This is a genomic window from Rhizobium sp. BK289 (assembly GCF_014193575.1).
Lineage (GTDB): Bacteria > Pseudomonadota > Alphaproteobacteria > Rhizobiales > Rhizobiaceae > Rhizobium > Rhizobium tropici_C.
The window spans coordinates 109,382-127,497 of sequence record NZ_JACHZO010000007.1 but is presented as its reverse complement, the minus strand read 5'-3'; the positions used below and the strand labels follow the sequence as shown (position 1 = coordinate 127,497).

At 58.9% G+C, this 18,116-nt stretch carries 15 protein-coding genes and 1 pseudogene; 9 read left to right on the top strand and 7 right to left on the bottom strand.

Annotated elements, in window-relative coordinates; all coding sequences use genetic code 11:
- Window positions 1-321 precede the first annotated feature (321 nt).
- A pseudogene (locus tag FHT84_RS15285) lies at window positions 322-1,069 on the top strand (phosphoglycerate mutase family protein).
- Window positions 1,070-1,237: 168 nt separating this feature from the next.
- Window positions 1,238-2,419 (top strand): hypothetical protein, encoded by a 1,182-nt coding sequence (locus FHT84_RS15280; RefSeq protein WP_183763154.1) that lies wholly within the window; start codon window positions 1,238-1,240, stop codon window positions 2,417-2,419.
- Window positions 2,420-2,468: 49 nt separating this feature from the next.
- Here FHT84_RS15280 and FHT84_RS15275 read toward each other — a convergent pair whose 3' ends face one another.
- Window positions 2,469-3,512 (bottom strand): aldo/keto reductase, encoded by a 1,044-nt coding sequence (locus FHT84_RS15275; RefSeq protein ID WP_112342769.1) that lies wholly within the window; start codon window positions 3,510-3,512, stop codon window positions 2,469-2,471.
- Between the two features lie 194 nt (window positions 3,513-3,706).
- Between FHT84_RS15275 and fabD the strand changes: the two genes are divergently transcribed.
- From fabD to gmk, 7 genes are all read left to right on the top strand, one after another.
- The gene (gene fabD, locus FHT84_RS15270; protein WP_183763157.1) at window positions 3,707-4,651 is read left to right on the top strand and encodes an ACP S-malonyltransferase; all 945 of its coding nucleotides are present in this window, start codon (window positions 3,707-3,709) and stop codon (window positions 4,649-4,651) included.
- A gap of 24 nt (window positions 4,652-4,675) precedes the next feature.
- Window positions 4,676-5,413, top strand: coding sequence for a 3-oxoacyl-[acyl-carrier-protein] reductase (fabG, locus tag FHT84_RS15265; RefSeq protein WP_113250683.1), 738 nt, complete (start codon window positions 4,676-4,678; stop codon window positions 5,411-5,413).
- Window positions 5,414-5,701: 288 nt separating this feature from the next.
- Window positions 5,702-5,938, top strand: coding sequence for an acyl carrier protein (locus FHT84_RS15260; protein WP_004122114.1), 237 nt, complete (start codon window positions 5,702-5,704; stop codon window positions 5,936-5,938).
- A gap of 114 nt (window positions 5,939-6,052) precedes the next feature.
- Window positions 6,053-7,315, top strand: a complete 1,263-nt coding sequence (fabF, locus tag FHT84_RS15255) for a beta-ketoacyl-ACP synthase II (protein ID WP_112342738.1) — start codon at window positions 6,053-6,055, stop codon at window positions 7,313-7,315.
- A 209-nt stretch (window positions 7,316-7,524) separates the two neighbouring features.
- Window positions 7,525-8,739: an endolytic transglycosylase MltG gene (mltG, locus tag FHT84_RS15250; RefSeq protein WP_113250682.1), complete on the top strand. Its 1,215-nt coding sequence runs from the start codon at window positions 7,525-7,527 to the stop codon at window positions 8,737-8,739.
- A gap of 109 nt (window positions 8,740-8,848) precedes the next feature.
- Complete coding sequence (locus FHT84_RS15245; RefSeq protein ID WP_112342740.1) at window positions 8,849-9,736, top strand: YicC/YloC family endoribonuclease; 888 nt, start codon at window positions 8,849-8,851, stop codon at window positions 9,734-9,736.
- A 3-nt stretch (window positions 9,737-9,739) separates the two neighbouring features.
- Window positions 9,740-10,402, top strand: a complete 663-nt coding sequence (gmk, locus tag FHT84_RS15240; protein WP_015339363.1) for a guanylate kinase — start codon at window positions 9,740-9,742, stop codon at window positions 10,400-10,402.
- Window positions 10,403-10,426: 24 nt separating this feature from the next.
- Here the strand turns inward: gmk and rsmA are convergent, their stop codons facing one another.
- The 6 genes from rsmA to FHT84_RS15210 form a co-directional block, all read right to left on the bottom strand.
- Window positions 10,427-11,254: a 16S rRNA (adenine(1518)-N(6)/adenine(1519)-N(6))-dimethyltransferase RsmA gene (rsmA, locus tag FHT84_RS15235; protein WP_113250681.1), complete on the bottom strand. Its 828-nt coding sequence runs from the start codon at window positions 11,252-11,254 to the stop codon at window positions 10,427-10,429.
- Window positions 11,254-12,279, bottom strand: coding sequence for a 4-hydroxythreonine-4-phosphate dehydrogenase PdxA (pdxA, locus tag FHT84_RS15230; RefSeq protein WP_169644857.1), 1,026 nt, complete (start codon window positions 12,277-12,279; stop codon window positions 11,254-11,256). The genes rsmA and pdxA overlap by 1 nt, the downstream gene beginning before the upstream one ends.
- A 6-nt stretch (window positions 12,280-12,285) precedes the next feature.
- Entirely contained in the window at window positions 12,286-13,173 is an 888-nt protein-coding gene (locus FHT84_RS15225) for a peptidylprolyl isomerase (RefSeq protein ID WP_245430371.1), read from the bottom strand.
- A gap of 264 nt (window positions 13,174-13,437) precedes the next feature.
- Window positions 13,438-15,831 carry an LPS-assembly protein LptD gene (locus FHT84_RS15220; protein WP_112342743.1) on the bottom strand — a complete coding sequence of 798 codons (2,394 nt, stop codon included), beginning with the start codon at window positions 15,829-15,831 and terminating at the stop codon, window positions 13,438-13,440.
- A complete protein-coding gene (lptG, locus tag FHT84_RS15215) occupies window positions 15,832-16,917 on the bottom strand; it encodes an LPS export ABC transporter permease LptG (RefSeq protein ID WP_112342744.1) in 1,086 nt (361 codons plus the stop codon).
- Window positions 16,914-18,095, bottom strand: coding sequence for an LptF/LptG family permease (locus tag FHT84_RS15210; protein ID WP_113250680.1), 1,182 nt, complete (start codon window positions 18,093-18,095; stop codon window positions 16,914-16,916). The genes lptG and FHT84_RS15210 overlap by 4 nt, the downstream gene beginning before the upstream one ends.
- Window positions 18,096-18,116: the final 21 nt, after the last annotated feature.

Here is an 18,116-nt window from a genome sequence, read left to right as displayed (position 1 = left end):
TGAGAGGGTAAACCCAAGCAAGAAAAGCGTTTCCGAGACGGTCGAGAGCGGAGACACGGGAGGCTGGAACGCTTCCGTTCCGAACGATTCCCTTATCGGAAACCGGCCCTCCGTTCAGCCACCAGCCAGAAGACCGGGTTGCGAACAGGGCGGCTTATACGGATTTTTCTTCGAAAGGCAAGGGTAGGGGCGAAATTATGCCGTTTTGCCTGTAAGCGGCGTCGATGCTCGGGACAAATCGCGAGCTCCCGTCGCCGCAGCGTTGCACCCGCCGCACTCTCCCATATGATAGGATGCCAATTGCAGCAACGGGGACGGTTCATGCGCATTTTTCTCGTTCGGCACGGCGAATCCCTCGGCAATATCGATGACCGGGCCTATCGGCAGTTCGGCGATCACAATGTTCCGCTGACCGAGTGGGGGCATCGGCAGGTGCTGCAGGCAGGCCAGGCGATATCAGCCTATCTGAAAGGGCTGCCACCAGCCGAATTTGCGCAGGCTGAACGTCTGGTATTCTCCCTTCCTGAGGACGCGGCAGAGCAAGGATGCCCTGCTTGAGGTTCTGCCTGCCGAACTCATCGGGGATACCAGAGAGGATTATCTCCTGCGCGAGCAGGATTTCGGGCTCTTCACCGAAATCTACGACCATGCCGAACAGAGGCGGAAATTTCCCGACGAGTTCGAGAAATGGGCAAGACTGCGCAATAACAACGGCAAGTTCTATGCGCGTCCGCCGGATGGCGAGAGCCGTGCCGATGTCGCCCAGCGCGTTCGCTTGTTTCTGCAGACCGTCATGCATGATGCCGAAAACGGCAGGAACAATGTCATCATCGTCGGCCACGGCGTCACCAACCGGGCCTTCGAGATGAACTTCCTGCATTATCCGGTCGATTGGTTCGAGCGCTCGGACAATCCAGGAAACGCCGATGTCACCTTGATCGAAGGGCGGAGTTCGGAAGGCTATCGCTCGATCCTGCTTCATAAGTCTGTGGACCGTGTGAAAGGGCAGGAAGAATTGAAGGAGGCTTATGGTTCCGAATTGGCGATTGCGCCGAAGACGAAGCAATAGTTGCTTGCGGCAGTCGGCAGGACATTCCTAGCGATATTGGGGCCCGTTCCATGTCGGCCTTGGAACCGGGCAACTCTTGAAACATGCGCTGCAATCATGACTTGTGAAATGATGGGACCTGTGGAATTCATGACCTGGCTGATATTTGGGGGCTGAGTTGTGAAAGTAATGCGAAAAAACTTTGCTTTGGCAGGTCTTGCTTTGGGCCTCATCCTTCTCGCTCAAGATGCAGCAGCGAGATTAAGCTACGAAGCGCATAGCTTGAAAGATGGTTCCAAGTTTATCATGGTGAGCGGTCAGTTCGAAGCTGACGATGACTTGGCCTTATTTCGCAATGAAGTTCTTTCCAGCCATGCGTTTTCCGTTAGTTTCTTCAGTGGCGGCGGAAACGTATACAAGGCCATGGAGTTTGGCCGTCTGATCCGGTCTTTAGGCCTTCAAACCGTGGCTGCCCGGGGCTCGGAATGCGCCTCGGCTTGTTCCTTGTCATTTCTTGGCGGGGTTACCCGTTATGCCGAGCCGGGTGCGATTGGTGTTCATAAATCCTCGTTCAGCGATACGAGTGGAATGAATGTCGAAGATGCCGTTGCGGCCGTTCAACAGCAAACCGCCGATGTGATTTCCTATATGAACGAAATGGGCGTCGATCCTAGTTTGCTGCAACTTGCCCTAAAATACGACAGCAATGATATTCGTTATCTGTCATCGAGCGAAATGACACGGTTTCGAGTTACGACGGTCTCGTTTCAAGAAGTTCATGAATCTGAGGTCGAATCGTCGTCTGGTAAAGCTCAGGCACCGATTGCTGATGGACGCATAACGTCAAAGACGCTGAGCAAAAAGCCACCGCTTCTGCAAGTTCCTGTCCCAAGAAACGGCATTGTTCAAGATGATAGTGGTTCGGCTCTATTAAAAGCCGGGCGGGATATCCGCTCCAAGACGATTGCGGCTTTTGCGAATGGAAGCGAGTTACAGATTATCAAGAGCACCGGCGACTGGTATCGCGTGTTGATCGGCAAAAAAACCGGCTATATGCCCCAAACGTCGGTATGGGTGCGTGAATTTGAAGAAAAACAGCTTGGGAGGCAATACATTGAAATAACCACTGAAAAATCTTTAGAGCCCGCAATGGTTTTGGCCAAGCAGTCATTTATTCCAATGGCAGTTCACTTAACCGTACAGGGGAGTTATGCCGTCACGATTGTTGGGACGTACGAGGGAGCTGTTAATTCCCTTGTATTTCAGCCTTTGGTTAATACCAAAACCATCCCTCCGACCGCCTTCGTTACTTATGGTAACAACTACGTTCGCGAAATCTGCTGCAGAGCTTCCACCACGACGGCCGAATAAACGGGCAAACTTGCCCGCTTACCCATTTTGAATCCGACCAGCACGCTCCTCACATCGGCATCGGATATTTCCGGTGCACCTGCTCGATCTCGGCCAATGCCTCTTCCGGCAGCGTCACATAAGCTGAAGCAATATCGGTTTCGAGCTGCGCCATCGTCGTCGCGCCGATGATGACGGAAGCCATGAAGGGCTTGGTGAGGCAGTAGGCCAGCGCCAGCTTCGACGGGTCGATACCGTATTTGGCGGCGATTTCAAGATACGCCTTAACCGGCGGTTCCTGCAGCGGCTGCAGGCGGCCGCCGATATCGAGATTAATCGAGCCGCGCGAGCCGGCCGGGCGGGCACCGCCGACATATTTGCCGGTGAGGATACCTCCGGCGAGCGGCGAATAGGCGAGCAGGCCGACATCTTCGTGATGCGACAGTTCAGCCAGATCGAGGTCGAAATGGCGGTAGAGGAGGTTGTATTCGTTCTGCGTGGTGGCGACGCGCGGCAGGCCCTTCTGCTCGGCAATCGTCAGATATTTCTGGATCCCCCAGGTGGTCTCGTTCGAGAGACCGACGGCACGGACCTTGCCGGCCTTTACGAGCTCGCCCATCGTCTCCAGGATCTCGGTGATCTCGGCGATGACTTTCTCGCGATCCTGGTTGAAGGGGTTGTAGCGCCAGTTCTGGCGGAAATGGAAATGGCCGCGGTTCGGCCAGTGAACCTGATAGAGGTCGATATAATCAGTCCTCAGCCGCTTCAGGCTGGCGTCGATCGCCGCGCGGATATTGACGGCGTCGGCGCCCTGTCCGCCGCGCAGATACTCACGGCCAGGGCCGGCGACTTTTGTGGCGAGCACGATATCCCTACGCTTGCCGGTCTTCTCGAACCAGCTGCCGATATACTCTTCCGTGCGCCCCTGGGTTTCCGGCCCGACCGGTGTCGTCGGATACATTTCGGCGGTATCGAAGAAATTGATGCCCTTATCGACGGCATAGTCCATCTGCTCATGGGCTTCGGCTTCGCTGTTCTGCGTGCCCCAGGTCATCGTGCCCAGGCAAATCTGCGAAACGGAAATATCGGTGCGGCCTAATCTCTTATATTTCATGGGAAAACCTTGGGGATGGAAGAAGGTCAAAATGAATGAGGTCGCGCAAATTTAGGCTCGATCTGAGCGAGCGCAAGGAAAAAATCATTGCGTTTCGCAGGCGCAAAAGCCGTTGGCGAAAGGGCTTGCACTATTGACTCCGGCGCAAACAATGTCATTGGGAAGCAAAACGACCCCCAAAAGGACGCTTTATAATGACTGTTGCTTTCACATTTCCCGGCCAGGGCAGCCAAGCCGTCGGCATGGGCAAGGACCTTGCCGACAATTTCGCCGAGGCGCGCGCCGTCTTCGAGGAAGTCGATGAAGCGCTCGGTGAAAAGCTCTCCGACGTCATCTTCAACGGCCCGGAAGACAAGCTGACCCTGACGGCCAATGCGCAGCCGGCACTGATGGCGGTGTCGCTTGCCGTCATCCGGGTGCTGCAGGCCCGCGGCTTCGATCTGAAGAGCAAGGTCGCCTATGTCGCTGGCCATTCGCTCGGCGAATATTCCGCGCTCTGTGCCGCAGGCACCTTCTCGCTTGCCGATACCGCGCGTCTGCTGCGCATCCGCGGCAACGCCATGCAGGCGGCAGTTCCTGTCGGCGTCGGTGCCATGGCCGCGATCATCGGGCTTGAACATGCCGATGTCGTCGCCGTCTGTGCCGAAGCCTCCGCGCTCGGCGCCTGCCAGATCGCCAACGACAATGGCGGCGGCCAGATCGTCATTTCCGGCGAGAAAGCACCGGTCGAGAAGGCCGCCGAGCTTGCGACTGGCAAGGGTGCCAAGCGCGCGATCCTCCTGCCGGTCTCCGCGCCCTTCCATTCCGCCTTGATGGCCCCGGCCGCCGAAGCGATGCGTGAGGCGCTTGCCGGCGTCGCCAAGGCCAATCCGGTGGTGCCCGTCATCGCCAACGTCCGGGCCGCTCCAGTCACTGATGCGGACGAGATCGCCAAATTGCTTGTTGAGCAAGTCACCGGTCAGGTGCGCTGGCGCGAGACGGTGGAATGGTTCGCCGCCAACAATGTGACGACATTGTATGAAATCGGCGCCGGCAAGGTGCTGACGGGCCTCGCTCGTCGTATAGATAAATCGGTCAACGGCATTGCCGTCAACAATGCCGCTGATATCGACACGGCGCTTGCCGCATTGCTCGGCTGATAGATTAGGAAACGAGGGACACACATGCTTGATTTGACCGGCCGCAAGGCCCTGGTAACCGGCGCATCCGGCGGCATCGGTGAAGAAATTGCCCGGCTCCTGCACAAGCAGGGCGCAATCGTCGGCCTGCACGGAACGCGCGTCGAAAAGCTGGAGGCGCTGGCCTCCGAACTCGGTGATCGCGTCAAGATCTTCCCGGCGAACCTCTCGGATCGCGACGAAGTGAAGGCGCTCGGCGTCAAGGCGGAAGAGGAGCTCAGCGGCGTCGATATCCTCGTCAACAATGCCGGCATCACCAAGGACGGTCTGTTCGTGCGCATGAGCGACGAGGATTGGGACAGCGTGCTGGAAGTCAATCTTACCGCCGTCTTCCGCCTGACCCGCGAGCTGACCCATCCGATGATGCGCCGCCGCTATGGCCGCATCATCAACATCACCTCCGTCGTCGGCGTCACCGGTAATCCCGGACAGGCGAACTACTGCGCCTCCAAGGCCGGCATGATCGGCTTCACCAAGTCACTGGCGCAGGAAATCGCGAGCCGCAACGTCACGGTCAACTGCGTTGCCCCCGGCTTCATCGAAAGCGCGATGACGGGCAAGCTGAACGACAAGCAGAAGGAAGCGATCATGGGCGCCATTCCCATGAGGCGCATGGGCACCGGTGAGGAAGTCGCCTCGGCCGTCGCCTATCTTGCCTCCTCTGAAGCCAGCTACGTCACGGGCCAGACGATCCACGTCAACGGCGGCATGGCAATGATCTAAAAGGAATTGCTCATTGGAGGGAACTTTCCCTCCAATAGCATGTTGAGCAACCCGGAGCCGGCTATTTTCTGGCTTTGCGACGGACTTAAACCGTGTTAAGCGGGCCATGACTGTGAACAGTCGTCCGGAAAATGCAGACGGACTGGGCCGTTTTGAAGGCGCCGGACCGGATCTCAATGCCGGGTTGAACGGGTTTGCCAGCGGCGTCAGGACTGATGCTGCAGGTTTGAATTAGGGTAGGGATGTCACAAGGCATTCTCATCAGGACATAAGGTCGAGGAAACCGACATGAGCGATATCGCAGAACGCGTAAAGAAAATTGTTGTTGATCATCTTGGCGTTGACGCCGACAAGGTTGTTGAAAGCGCAAGCTTCATCGACGATCTGGGTGCGGACTCGCTCGACACCGTCGAACTGGTCATGGCCTTCGAAGAAGAATTCGGCGTTGAAATCCCCGACGACGCTGCTGACTCGATCCTCACGGTCGGTGACGCGGTAAAGTTCATTGAGAAGGCCCAGGCCTAATCTTTCGCGCTTTTTGAAGGGGCGGGCTGAAGAGTCCGCCCTATTTCGTCCGGCTATGCCGGTCGGAACAGGCTTATACGCATATCATCATAAAAAGACGGGGGTCTGCGGGAGATGAGACGTGTCGTTATCACGGGTACCGGCATGGTATCACCTTTGGGCTGTGGCACGGAGGTGTCCTGGTCGCGCTTGATCGCCGGACATAACGGGGCGCGCCTCGTAACTGAATTCGAGGTCGAAGACCTCGCGGCCAAGATCGCATGCCGCATTCCTGTCGGCGACGGTACCGACGGCACGTTCAACGCTGACGATTGGATGGAGCCGAAGGAACAGCGCAAGGTCGATCCCTTCATCATCTATGGCATGGCAGCCGCTGATATGGCGCTGGCCGATGCCGATTGGCATCCGGCAACGGATGAGGATCAGATCGCCACGGGCGTCATGATCGGCTCCGGGATCGGCGGCCTGGAAGGCATTGTCGAAGCCGGCTATACGCTGCGCGACAAGGGTCCGCGCCGCATCTCGCCGTTCTTCATTCCCGGCCGTCTCATCAATCTTGTTTCCGGCCAGGTCTCGATCCGCCACAAGCTGCGCGGCCCGAACCATGCCGTCGTCACCGCATGCTCCACCGGTGCGCACGCCATTGGCGATGCGGCTCGCCTGATCATGCTCGGCGATGCCGACGTGATGGTCGCTGGCGGCGCCGAGGCTCCGGTCTGCCGCATCTCGCTTGCAGGCTTTGCCGCCTGCAAGGCGCTGTCGACGGAGTACAACGATACGCCGCAGAAGGCCTCGCGCCCGTATGATCGCGATCGTGACGGCTTCGTCATGGGCGAGGGCGCCGGCATCGTCGTTCTCGAGGAATTGGAACACGCCAAGGCACGCGGCGCCAAGATCTATGCCGAAGTCGTCGGTTACGGTCTTTCCGGTGACGCCCATCACATTACCGCACCGTCCGAGGATGGCGAGGGCGCATTCCGCTGCATGACTTCGGCTCTGAAGCGCGCCGGTCTGACCCCTGCCGATGTCGACTACATCAATGCCCACGGCACGTCGACCATGGCCGATACGATTGAACTCGGCGCGGTCGAACGGCTGGTCGGCAATGCCGCGTCGAAGATCTCGATGTCGTCGACCAAATCGGCGACCGGCCATCTCCTCGGGGCAGCCGGCGCGATCGAAGCAATCTTCGCCACGCTCGCCATTCGCGACAATATTGCCCCGCCGACGCTCAATCTGGATAATCCGGAACGCGAGACCGCTATCGATCTCGTGCCGCACAAGGCCCGCAAGCGCGAGATCAATGTCGCGCTGTCGAACTCCTTTGGTTTCGGCGGCACGAATGCGTCGCTTGTCTTGCGCCGATATGAAGCATAATAACGGCGCGTAAATTCAAAGCGGGAGCATCTTCGGCAAGCCTGCGCCCCGCTTTGAATATTGCCGTGTCCGCAAACCGCGGATGCCTCGTGGCGATGTCTGATCGGTCGAAGTCGGAACCCGGCGGGTTTCGTCTTATCTTCTGAACCTGTTTTTTGCCGCATTGCTTGGCCAAAGAGCAGGCAATCACAAAAAGGAAGGGATTGCCGGTGAGCGATACGAACCAGAGCAACGGAACTCCGAACGGGCAGAAAGGGCCGATTATCCCGAAATCGGCGAATGAAGCCCTGCGTCCGGAGCGTGTTCCGGATCCGCCGAAGCGCTCGCGCAAGGCTCGCAGCCAGATGGTCATCTTCCTGAATTTCCTGATGACGCTGGCGGTTTTCGTCGCTGTTGCCGCGGTTGGAGGTGCCTATTATGCGTTTTCGGCCTATCAAAGTCCCGGTCCGCTGACGACCAATACGAATTTCATCGTGCGCAATGGTGCCGGTCTCAGCGAGATCGCCAATCGCCTGGAATCCAACAACATCATTACCAACGAGCGCATCTTCCGTTGGCTGACGGCCACGTATCTGCATGATGGCGAGACCCTTCGCGCCGGCGAATACGAGATCAAGGCCGGCGCCTCCATGAAGGACATCATGGAGCTGCTGAAGTCGGGCAAGTCGATCCTCTATTCGGTGACTTTGCCGGAGGGATTGACCGTGCGGCAGATGTTTAACAAGCTGCAGGCCGATGTCGTGCTGGAGGGCGATCTGCCGTCGGCCCTGCCGCCGGAAGGCAGCCTGAGGCCGGATACCTATAAGTTCACGCGCGGCACGAAGCGCGCGGAAATCATCCAGCAGATGGCGGCAGCGCAGGTGAAGCTGGTCGACCAGGTCTGGGAAAAGCGCGACGCAAGCGTGCAGCTGGCAAGCAAGCAGGATTTCGTAACGCTCGCCTCTATCGTGGAGAAGGAGACCGGCCTTGCGGATGAGCGCGCCCATGTCGCCTCCGTCTTCCTGAACCGCCTCGGCAAGGGGATGCGCCTGCAGTCGGATCCGACCGTCATCTACGGTCTTTTCGGTGGTGAAGGAAAGCCGTCCGATCGTCCCATCTATCAGTCCGATCTGAAGAAGGACACACCTTACAACACCTACCTCATCAAGGGCCTGCCGCCGACGCCGATCGCAAATCCGGGCAAGGATGCTCTGGAAGCCGTCGCCAACCCTTGGAAGTCGCAGGATCTCTATTTCGTGGCCGATGGCTCCGGCGGCCATGTCTTCGCCGCCACGCTGGATGAGCACAATGCCAATGTCCGGCGCTGGCGCAAGCTCGTTGCCGAAAAGGGCGAAGACCCGAGCACCATTGCCGTGGACGGTCAGCCGGACGACGCTGCGGTCGCGCCCGGCTCGGGTGCCCAGCAGAAGAAAAAGACCAATTGATCTTTGCCGCGCCCCAGCCTCCATAAGAAGCATGGTGCGGATTCATTTTACATCGACCCACAATACGAAGATCTTCGGTGATTGGGGATAGGAACTATCGGAGGCTTGCATGGAATTGCAGTCCATGACCGGCTTTGCCCGGCGTGAAGGAACCAGTGGCCGTGGCCGCTGGGCATGGGAGCTGCGCTCCGTGAACGGCAAGGGGCTGGATATCCGTCTGCGCCTGCCGCCAGGCCTCGAGCGTCTGGAGGCCGATATCCGCAAGTCGATCGCCGACCGGCTTTCCCGCGGCAACCTGCAGGTCAGCCTGTCACTGTCGGTCGAGGAGAGCCGCGTCGAGGTCGTGGTAAACCAGGAAGCGTTGACTGCGGTTCTGGCGCTGCGCGATCAGCTTGCCGGCATCGTCGATCCCGCGCCGCTGCGGCTGGAGAGCCTGATGACCGTGCGCGGTCTCGTGGAGTTCAAGGAGGCCGTGGAAGACGAAGAGGCGCTTGCCGCGCGCGATGCCGATATCATGGCGGGCCTTGAAGCCGCGCTTGGCGATCTGCGTGAGATGCGTCGGCGGGAAGGTGAGGCGCTTGGCAAGGTCCTGCTTGGCCAGGTCACTACCATCGAGGCGCTGACATCGACCGTCGAGCGCGATCCGTCCCGATCGCCGCAGGAGATTGCCGCGAGACTGGCGACACAGGTTTCGATGCTATTGGAAGGCTCGTCGGGTCTCGACCGCGACAGGCTGCATGCCGAAGCCGCCCTTCTGGCGACCAAGGCGGACCTGCGCGAGGAAATCGATCGCCTGAAGGCGCATGTGGCCGCCGCGCGCGATCTGATTTCCAAGGGCGGTCCCGTCGGCCGCAAGCTCGATTTTCTTGCACAGGAATTTAACCGGGAATCGAATACTATCTGTTCGAAGTCGAATGCAGCGGCGGTTACTGCCGCCGGCATCGAGCTGAAGGTGGTTATCGACCAGTTCCGCGAACAGGTCCAGAATTTGGAGTAGGCCATGAAGCCGGCGACATCCACATCCATTCCGATCGCCCGTCGGGGGCTGATGCTTGCCATCTCCTCGCCATCCGGCGCGGGCAAGTCGACGATCGCGCGAACCTTGCTCGACAAGGATAAGCAGGTCAGTCTGTCCGTGAGCGTCACGACGCGGCAGCGCCGGCCGAGCGAGATCGAAGGCGTGCATTATCATTTCGTCTCGCAGCGTGAGTTCGAGCGCCTTCGCGATTCCGACTCGCTGCTGGAATGGGCCGAAGTGCACGGCAATTTCTATGGTACGCCGCGTGAACCGGTGGAAACGGCGATGGCCGAAGGCCGCGACATGCTTTTCGATATCGATTGGCAAGGCGCCCAGCAGCTTCAGGAAAAAATGCCCGCCGATGTCGTCTCCATCTTCGTGCTGCCGCCGACGATGACCGAACTGCAGTCGCGCCTGCATCGCCGCGCCGAAGATTCCGAAGAGGTGATCGCCATGCGTCTTGCCAATTCGCGCGCCGAGATCGCTCACTGGCGCGAATATGACTATGTCATCGTCAATGATGATCTGAACGTCGCCTTCGACGCGGTGCAGTCGATCGTCAAGGCCGAACGCCTGCGCCGCGACCGCCGGCATGGCATGTTCGATTTCGTTCGGGACTTGCTGGAAGAAACGCCGAAGCTCTGATCCCGATCAGAAGCTCTGATCCGATCAAAGGCAATTCGCCAATCGGCAGAATTCTTCGACTGAAAGCGTTTCGGCACGGCGCTGCGGATCAATCTCCGCCTTCAGCAGAAGCGCCTCGCCGCCGATCGGCTTCAGGCTCTGGCGCAGCATCTTCCGGCGCTGGCCGAAGGCCGCCTGCGTTATCTTTTCAAGTTTGCCGACATCGCATGGGATCGGGTTCTCCCTCGGCGTGAGATGCACCACAGTGGAGGTTACCTTCGGCGGCGGCGTGAAGGCCTGTGGAGGCACGTCGAAGGCCATGCGAGCCTCCGTCCGCCAGCCGCAGAGCACGCCAAGCCGGCCATAGTGGTCGTCATCTTCCCGCGCAACGATCCGTTGGCCGACTTCCTTCTGAAACATCAAGGTCAGGGATTGCCAGAAGGGCGGCCATTGCGCCGGCAGAAGCCAATTGACCAGAAGCTGGGTACCGACGTTATAAGGCAGGTTGGCAATGATCCTGACCGGTCCTTCCGGTGCAAGAGCCGCAAAATCGGTCTTCAGCGCATCGCCCTCGATGACCTCGAGCCGGCCGGGATAGTGATCTGAGATTTCCGCCAGTGCCGGCAGGCAGCGCGCATCGCGCTCGACGGCGATGACCTTGGCAGCGCCGAGCGCCAGGATGGCGCGCGTCAAGCCGCCCGGTCCGGGACCGACTTCGAAGACGGTTACGCCTTCCAGCGAGCCCGCCGTTCTGGCGACCTTCTGCGTCAGATTGAGATCGAGAAGAAAATTCTGGCCGAGCGCCTTGCGCGCGTCGAGGCCATGACGTTGGATCACATCGCGAAGGGGCGGCAAACCATCCAGTGCGGCCATCAGCGAACGTTTCCGGTCTTGCCACTGATTTCGCTCGCCAATCTGAGGGCTGCGACGAGGCTGTCTTCCTTGGCAATGCCCTTGCCGGCGATACCGAATGCCGTGCCGTGGTCGGGGGACGTGCGGACGAAGGGCAGGCCAAGCGTGACATTGACGGAATCGTCGAAGCCGAGCGCCTTGGCCGGGATCAGTGCTTGATCGTGATACATGCAGACAGCAACATCATAGCGCCGCCGGGCCTCGTCGTGGAACATCGTGTCGGCAGGCAGGGGGCCGAAGGCATCGATGTCCTCGCCGCGAAGGATATCGATCGCGGGACGGACGATCTCATCGTCTTCCTTGCCGAGCGCGCCATTTTCGCCGGCATGCGGATTGAGACCGGCAACCGCAAGGCGTGGCTTGGAAATACCGAAGCGGTGGCGCAGGTCATGGTCGGTGATCCGGCAGGTCTCGACGATCAGCTCGCAGGTCAGTGCCTGCGGCACATCCTTCAGGGGAATATGGATGGTGACGGGAATGGCTCGAAGCTTGGGACCGGCAAGCAGCATGACAGGCATGACCGGTTTTCCGGTCGCGCGCGTCGCGAGATCCGCAAGGAATTCCGTATGGCCTGGAAAGCCGAAGCCGGCGTCATAGAGCACCGATTTGGCAATCGGATTGGTGACGACAGCGGAGGTCTGGCCGCTCATGCTCAGCGACACGGCCATTTCTATGGCTGCGATCGTGCCCTTGGCGGTGGCGACATGCGGTTCGCCGGCGATGATGTCCATTCCGGCCTCGATCGGCAGGACGGGCAGCGCATTCCGGAAGATGTCGCAGGCGGTCGCCGGATCTGCCACCTTCAGGGGCACCGTCAAGCCGAGCTGCGAAGCACGCGCGGCAAGAATGCCGGCGTCGCCGAGAAACAGGAAGGGAGGCAGATCAAGCTCGCCGCGGCGCAGCCAGGCGGCGAGCGTAATGTCGGGGCCTATGCCAGCCGGATCCCCCTGCGTGAGCGCAAGGGGGAGGGAGGAGCGCGGCGGCATCGTCAATCAGCGATAGACGATCTGCGCCTTGGAGCGCAGTTCATCCACGTATTTCTTGTCGTTGGCGCTGACTCCTCCGGCCTTGTCCTTGCCAATATCCTCGGCGCGGAATACGGCGGCGGCGGCGACGTCATCGTTCACCTGACGCTGGGAGCAGATGGCGACATATTCGACGCCTCGGTCGGTTATGATGGGAGCGGTCGTGTTGCCGGAAGCCTTCTCCAGCAGCGGCTTCCACATTTCCGGAACTTCCGGTGCGAGCACCCGGCCGAGATCCTGGACGGAAACATCGTGCATGGTTGCGGCGAAGACCTTTGCCTGATCGCAACCGGGGAATTTGGAGCGCGATGCCTCAGCCTCGGCTTTACGCTTGTTCAGGATGGCATTGCGCTTTGCGGTGGGCACGACGAAAACGATCTGCTTCAGGAAATATTCCGTCGTGACCGGCTTCGTCTTGTTCTCGGTCATGCGCGTTACGAGATCGTCATTCGACATGCGGCTTCTCGCGCCAAAGCGGGCGTTGACGACGCGAGGCCAGCTCATGGAAACGGCGATGTAGGACTTGAAGTGGTCGACACCGACGCCCGCCTTGTCAAGAATCTGACTGAGCTGAGCCGGCGACATCTTGTTGCTGGACGCGAAACGTCCAAAGGCGGCATCGACATCGGTGGTCGAAACGGACATGCGCAGGCGGGAGATTTCCGCACGCTTCAGCGTTTCGTCGACAAGCTGTTCCTTGGCGAGATTGTTGAGGTCGCCCTTCTGGCGCTGCAGCTTGAGGAAAGCGACGCGCTTGGCGATGTCGCCGGATGTGATCACCTGACTGTTAACGAGGACTTTTACCTCGCTGGCCGCGAAAGCGACATCGCTGCTCGGCACGGTGAAGCTCGCCATAACCAAAGCCGCTGCTCCGAACAATAGAGCACGCATCGGTGTCTTTCCAGAAAACATCAACTACCCCTTCCCAAAGGTCTTTCCTGCCGGCCTTGCGCCATATCGCTGCGCCTTGGCGCAATACGGCAACTTTGCGCCACATGTCTACATCAAGCGCGATGAATTGCAAAATCCTTGCGGCGAAACAATGACGCCGCGAATAGCGGGCCGTTTCAACGCAAAAGAGCCGGCGATTAAGCCGGCTCCTTGCAACTTCGGTCTATATCAGAACGTTGCGTCCTGGACGCTGCCGAGATTGACGTCGCCCAACGTACGGAAGGTCAAACGAGCGCCAATCGACCAATTGCTGGCCGAGCTGGCTGTCGTATCCTTCTTGTCGAGAAATGACACGGTAAAGATCGTGCATTCGTCCTCGTAGGAAAGACCGACGCCCTGGCGGGTGATCTCATTGCTGTTGAGATCGTAGCTGACCGTGCCGAAGACCGACCAGTATTCCTTGAATCTGATCTGCGCACGCGACTGGATTTCATCCTGATTGCTGGTGAAACCATATTGCGGCTGCGCGGAAATATGCGTGTAGATCAAGGACGTCTGGAAGACATCATTCGAGAAGCCGACGGCTGTATCGCCGCGGCGGAAGGCGAAGTCCTTTTCGTCGAAGCGATAGGACGTCGACAGCGAGATGCCCTGCGGCGTCGTCAGGCCGAACATGGTGACATAGTCGGAGCGAGTCGTTTCAAGTCCGGATTCCGAACCGACACCCGCCAGATCCGTTTGCGCAAAGGAATTGCGTCCCGCGAGCTGGTAGGATTGCCCGAAGATGTGCTGCAGCTTGTAGCCACTGTCGAAGCTGGCGGTATAGCGCCATCCGATGTTGGCACGGGTGCCACCCTCGATGCGGTCGAAGCCCGAGAACTTGTCGCGATCGAACAGGTTGGTCGCGTCGAAGACGAAGCTCTGTGCATCCTCATTCGGCAAGCGGCCGGCAAGCTGCTCATCCGGCCGCACATAGATCTGTGCGATCGGTTCGAAGACATGCGTGCTGTTGCTTGTCGTGATCAGGAATGGGTACTTGGCTTCGAGCCCCGCCGTGACCATGCCACGGGCGGCATAGTCGCTGGTGTCGTAATTTCCGGGATAGCTGAACGGTCCGCCGAAGGAGTTCGGCGAATTCATATCCAGACCATAGACGTCACCGCGCGCCGCCGCCAATGGCGTCAACACAAGGCCTTCATCGGTCGTAAAGGTACGCTGCCACTGCAGTTCAGTGCTGAAGCGCGTATAGTCGCCGGAGAGACCGAGGAAGCGGTCGTTCAAGTTGGCATCGCCAAGATTGAATACGTTGTCGAGTGCGGATGTCTTCTCACGCGACAGGTGCGTGAAGTTCATCGTTGCCGACAGCTCGCCGCCATAGACCGATTTCGGATCGACATAGTGATAGTCGATGCTCGGATAGACGTATGCCTGCTGCTTTTGTGCCGTGGCGTTATTATCCGTGTCCTGCACATTATAATAGAAGGCGCGCATATCGAAGAAATTGCGCTTTCCGATACCTGTCAGATAGGCTTGGTTCGTATGGGTGCTCTGGTTCAGCCCGTCCAATCCATAGGTGCGCGAGAAGTTGTTGTCGCTCTGCACCATGACATCCCAGCCGAAAGTCCAGCGAGGATTGATCCTGAAGTCGGCCTTGGAGTTGATCATGCCGCGAGTTTTGTTCTCGGCATCAGTCGTACCGGCAGCGAAGGCGTCCGGATTCATCTGATTGATGCCGGCAACGCGCAGGATATGCGTGCCATTCTCGAAACGCTGGCGGAACTCACCCTCGAGCAGCAACCCCTGATTGCTAAAGCCCGTGGCGGTGACCGTCGCATCCATGCTCGGCGAGATGACGTAGTAGTAAGGAACCCGTACTCCGACGCCGAGGCGCTCCGAGACGCTCACGGACGGAAACAGGAAGCCGGATTTCCGCTTGACCGTATTGTCCGGAACCTCGATCCACGGAACATAGGCGATCGGCTGGCCGAACAGTTCGAAGCGGGCATGTTCCAGGCGCACGGTATGCGTGACGCCGTTCTGGACGACGCGCTGGGCCTTGACCTGCCATAGCGGAGCCCGGCCTTGCTCGGAGCAGGCCATGCAGGCGGTGTAAACACCCTTCGTCAGAATCAGCTGGTTGCCGCCGACCCGCTCGCCCTTTTCGGCGACCATGCGGGTGTTGTCGGGCATTTCGATGCGCAGGGCGTTGACGAAGCCGTCGGAAAAGCTGTCGGTGACGTCCATTTTGTCACCGTACATGCGATTGCCGTCCGGAGTGATCAGCTCGACATTGCCGAGAGCCGTCATTCGCCCGGATTTCTGATTATACTCGACCTTCTGGGCAACCATTTTGTAGCTGCCATAGTTGATCTGGACCGCACCGCTTGCGGTGACGATCTGCGTATCCTTGTTATAGACCAATTCGTTGGACGAAAGGACCAGCTTTGCGCCTTCCGGCACCTTCACCTTGATAGGGGAAGTAACAGTGCCGGCACCGCCGTTATTATTGTCGTTGGCCTGGGCGTAAACAGCGACCGGGCTCATAATATATGCACATGCAGCCGTGCCCGTAACGAGGGCAGCCACAATCTTTTTAATACTCTCGCGGTTGCCTGCCGCCACTTAGCCGTCCTCCTGATGAAGCAGGATCGTTGCTCCGAATGCCAATGCGACGATCACGGGTATCCATGCCGCCACGTAGGGAGGAACCACTCCGCTGCTCCCGAATGCTTTTACAAGCACGGTGACAACATAAAGCACGAAGCCGGAGAGGATTCCACCCAGAATCACGGAGCGCGATTGATTGAATCTACTGAATTTTAGCGACACGGTTGCTGCGATTAGCGTCATTGCTATGAGAAGGAATGGTTGCGATAGCAGCGAATGAAACTGTGTCTCAAGTGCGTTGGTCGATATGCCGAAGGAGTGTGCGATCTTTATTCGATTAGAAAGATCATAAAAAGCAATGGTTTCCGGCTGTGCCAGACGCTGCGAAACGAAATCCTGTTTCAGATTCGTACGAACCTGTACCGAACTCTTATGATCGGGTATTTCGCCCGGCCGCCGTTCGACGACATTGTTAAGAAGCCAGTAACCATCTTCCAATTTTGCCGACTGCGCGTCCTGCCGCAGGACGATATTTCCCTGTGAATCGAAGTGGATAAAGACGACGCCCATCAGCGTCGTTCCATTGTCCAGAATGGCCTTGGCGCCGATGATCGTATCGTCCTTGCCATTCGATTGACGCAGCCACGGGATCGAAAGCCTGTTGTGATAGGAAGGGTCGCCGCGCAGGTCGGCTTCCATCGTTTCCGCCTGGCGCTGCCCCCATGCGGCGACCGGATTGAGGGCAAGCATGGTCAGCAATCCCACGAAAAAGGCGCCCACGATGAACGGCGTCATGAACTGCCAGACGGAGATGCCGGCCGCGCGTGCAATAACCAGCTCGCGGCGACGATTGAGTGCGATCAACACCGTCATACCGACGAAGAGAGCGATGAACGGCACTGTCTGCTGCAGAATGAACGGCAATCGCACTGCCGTCATGACCAGACCGAGCGGGACCGTATAGCCGGGCAGCCCGGCCAGCCGGCCGGCGGTTTCACTGAAGTCGACGAGATAGACGATCGAGATGACGCCCAGGAAGAACCAGAACGTCGTCACGATGTAACGCGTGAAGAAATAACGCCCGAGCGTGCCGAAGATCATGCGCCGCTCCCATTGGAGCCGCCGCCCGGCGCCGCCGGCATGCGATCCTGAATGCGTTGCCGCCAGTTGCTCATGCGATTTCGGATCGATACCGGCATCGACATCTTCCGGTTACGCGTCAGCAGCGCGATCGCGATAGCGGCGGCAATGATGTTGATGGCGTAGAGAATGCCGACGAAGCGAGGCGAATTATCGATCTGGTTGGCCGCATAAAAATCGGCCCAGCGCAGCGCGAAGGCTATCGTCAAGGCCGACACCATCGGGTGCAGCCGCGCCTCGCGATGGGAGCGGGCATCGCCAGCAATCACCAGCGATATAAGCGCGAATATCGCGGGCAGGGCCCATTCGTTGAGGCGCCGATGCAACTCGGCCTGATAGCTGCCTGGTCTTGTCTTGTAATCCGGATCGTTCGGATCCGGATTGAGCAGGAAGCCGAGGTTGCGATCGCTGGCGCGCAAATTCGCCTGACCGCGGCTCTGGGTCATATCGGAGAGGTCGAAGGAATAGGAATCGAACTTGATGACCGAGACGTTGCCGTCGGCCGTCTTGCGATGCACCTCGCCATCTTTCATCAGCAGCGACGTACCGCTCGGATCGACGGCGCCTTCCTTCGCATAATAGATGAGATCGAAGGCGGGATCGCGGGAATCGACCACGAACAGCCCTTTGAGGATGCGCCCCGACATGCGCTGCGAAATCTGTACATAGAGCCCGTCTTCGATGCGCCGGAAATTCTTCTCTTCGATCACGGTGGAAAGAAGGTCGGCATAGGCTTCGGCCACCATCTGGCGGGCGGCGACGCGGGCTCTCGGCTCGACGGCGTTGTCGACGAAGAAGGAAAACACGCTGATGGCCATGGCGAGAATCATGATCGGGCGGATGATGATGCTGCGTTTCGCGCCTGCCGCCTCCATGACGGTCAGCTCCGAATCGCTATTCATCGCCGTCAGGGTCTGCGTGATGCCGATGACCAGTGCGAAGGGCAGGACGATCGGAATAATCGTCGGCAGGATGAGCGTCGCAAGCTTGGCGAACGAGCCCATCGACTGGCCGCTATCCGTCACCAGATTGATGCGCTGCAGCACCTGGGTCGTCCAGATGATGGCGAGCACTGGCAGCAGCGCTACCAGGAACATCATACCGACACGCCGTACGATATATGTCTCGAATAACTTCATGCCGGCCCTTAAACGCAACAG

What these genes read in the sequence shown, in the direction of transcription:
- FHT84_RS15275 (WP_112342769.1), bottom strand. Translation starts at nt 3,512, where the DNA reads ATGAAATATAAGAGATTAGGCCGCACCGATATTTCCGTTTCGCAGATT.
- FHT84_RS15260 (WP_004122114.1), top strand. Translation starts at nt 5,702, where the DNA reads ATGAGCGATATCGCAGAACGCGTAAAGAAAATTGTTGTTGATCATCTT.
- gmk (WP_015339363.1), top strand. Translation starts at nt 9,740, where the DNA reads ATGAAGCCGGCGACATCCACATCCATTCCGATCGCCCGTCGGGGGCTG.
- fabG (WP_113250683.1), top strand. Translation starts at nt 4,676, where the DNA reads ATGCTTGATTTGACCGGCCGCAAGGCCCTGGTAACCGGCGCATCCGGC.
- FHT84_RS15245 (WP_112342740.1), top strand. Translation starts at nt 8,849, where the DNA reads ATGGAATTGCAGTCCATGACCGGCTTTGCCCGGCGTGAAGGAACCAGT.
- FHT84_RS15225 (WP_245430371.1), bottom strand. Translation starts at nt 13,173, where the DNA reads ATGGCGAGCTTCACCGTGCCGAGCAGCGATGTCGCTTTCGCGGCCAGC.
- fabD (WP_183763157.1), top strand. Translation starts at nt 3,707, where the DNA reads ATGACTGTTGCTTTCACATTTCCCGGCCAGGGCAGCCAAGCCGTCGGC.
- lptG (WP_112342744.1), bottom strand. Translation starts at nt 16,917, where the DNA reads ATGATCTTCGGCACGCTCGGGCGTTATTTCTTCACGCGTTACATCGTG.
- pdxA (WP_169644857.1), bottom strand. Translation starts at nt 12,279, where the DNA reads ATGCCGCCGCGCTCCTCCCTCCCCCTTGCGCTCACGCAGGGGGATCCG.
- rsmA (WP_113250681.1), bottom strand. Translation starts at nt 11,254, where the DNA reads ATGGCCGCACTGGATGGTTTGCCGCCCCTTCGCGATGTGATCCAACGT.
- fabF (WP_112342738.1), top strand. Translation starts at nt 6,053, where the DNA reads ATGAGACGTGTCGTTATCACGGGTACCGGCATGGTATCACCTTTGGGC.
- FHT84_RS15210 (WP_113250680.1), bottom strand. Translation starts at nt 18,095, where the DNA reads ATGAAGTTATTCGAGACATATATCGTACGGCGTGTCGGTATGATGTTC.
- FHT84_RS15280 (WP_183763154.1), top strand. Translation starts at nt 1,238, where the DNA reads ATGCGAAAAAACTTTGCTTTGGCAGGTCTTGCTTTGGGCCTCATCCTT.